The organism is Dietzia cercidiphylli (assembly GCF_014145145.1).
In the GTDB taxonomy this organism is placed as follows: domain Bacteria; phylum Actinomycetota; class Actinomycetes; order Mycobacteriales; family Mycobacteriaceae; genus Dietzia; species Dietzia natronolimnaea.
This window is the reverse complement of record NZ_JAALEA010000486.1, coordinates 1-1699: the sequence shown is the minus strand read 5'-3', so window position 1 is coordinate 1699 and position 1699 is coordinate 1. Positions and strand designations below refer to the sequence as shown.

General features: G+C 64.0%; 1 protein-coding gene. It reads right to left on the bottom strand.

Translation table 11 applies throughout. The features are described 5' to 3' along the window. Positions 1–271: 271 nt before the first annotated feature. Positions 272–1534, bottom strand: a complete 1263-nt coding sequence (locus G6028_RS16035) for an IS256 family transposase (RefSeq protein WP_182641640.1) — start codon at positions 1532–1534, stop codon at positions 272–274. Positions 1535–1699: the final 165 nt, after the last annotated feature.

Genomic DNA, 1699 nt, shown 5'->3' with positions numbered 1-1699 from the left:
GCATGGCTTTCTTGCCCTGCCATCGATGGTCCGGGGGGTGTTGCCACCCGCTCGAGAGACACGCGTTGACCGCTGATAGGGACGCGGCCCACCTTTTAGGTGAGGTCTCTTCGTAACGTGGGTGTCGGCATCGGGTGTCAAGACGGTGACCAGCAGGGATACTTCAGAAGGGAAGTATCGCCATGTCCGAGAACTACGCCGTATTCGTGGGACTGGGGGCGTGTCAAGTTTTCTGTGTAAGGGCCGGTCGGTTAGCCCCTCTGCCGGGTGGTCAGAGTGGGAGTCTGTTGGGGAATTGCACGGCGAAGGCGTTGAGCGCTTGGTGCCATCCCTGTGTGCCGGTGCCGAGGTCGCCGCCGCGGGTGGTTTCGATGTTTCGGATGCCCAGATAGACCAGTTTGATCGCCGCCTCGACTGAGGGGAATGAGCCCCTTGTCTTGGTGATTTTCCGGAGTTGGTAGTTGATCGATTCGATCTGGTTTGTGGTGTAGATGACCTTGCGGATCTCGGGGGTGAACGCCAGGAACGGGGTGAAGTCCTCCCACGCATTGCGCCACGCCATCACCGCCCCCGGCGCCTTGGTGCCCCAGGTCTCGGCGAAGGCTTCCATCGCCAGCTCGGCGGCCTGGACGGTGGCCGCGGTGTAGATCGGCTTCATGTCCTTGGCCATGGTCTTGCGGTCGGCGTAGGAGGCGTACTTCATGGCCGAGCGCAGCAGGTGCACCACGCAGGTCTGCACCACCGTCTCGGGGTAGACACTGTTGACCGCGGCCGGCAGCCCGGTCAGTCCGTCGCAGCACAAGATCAGGATGTCCTTGCAGCCCCGATTGCGGATCTCCGCCAGGACGCCTGCCCAGAACTTGGCCCCCTCGGTAGCACCGAGCCACAGTCCCAGCACCTGCTTGCGGCCCTCTAGATCGACGCCTACGGCCACGTGGCAGGCCTTATTGGCCACGACGCCGCCGTCGCGAATCTTGAGCCAGATCGCGTCGATGTAGACGATCGGATACACCGTCTCCAGCGGCCGGGACTGCCACAGGGCGATTTCGTCGGTGACCACGTCGGTGACCCGGGAGATGGTCGCGGCGGAGACGGTGGAGCCGTAGATCTCCTCAAGGTGTGAGCCGATATCCCTGGTGGTCATGCCGCGGGCGTAGAGGGACAGGATCATGTCCTCGACCTTGCCCAGTCGACGGGCCCGCTTCGGGACGATCACCGGCTCGAACGAGCTATTGCGGTCCCGCGGCACGGTCAGCTCCACGGGACCCTGGAGGGTCTGGACGCGCTTGGTGGTCTTGCCGTTGCGGGAGTTACCGGTCCCATGGCCGGCGGGGTCGCCGGCCTCGTAGCCCAGGTGGTCGGAGAGCTCGGCTTCCATGGCCCGCTCCAGCACCGCCTTGGTCATCTGCGTCAGCAGCTCCTCGACCCCGTGGCGGCCCTGCCCGAGTTCCTCGGCGGCGGTCACCATGGCGTCGATCTGATCGGCGCTCAGCACCCCGGCCAAGGGGTTCTGGACATCAGCAATTTCGGTCATTCGGTCAATCCTTCCAAGAGGCGAAACCCGTAGGTCACACCTCGGTTCGAGACCGGACCCTTACACACTCAATGAAACACCCTCGGGACTGGACGTCGGCAAGAGTGCCCATCACGCATGCGCTCTCGCCCAGGACGGCTCCCGCCTCTACGACAAACCCCTGGT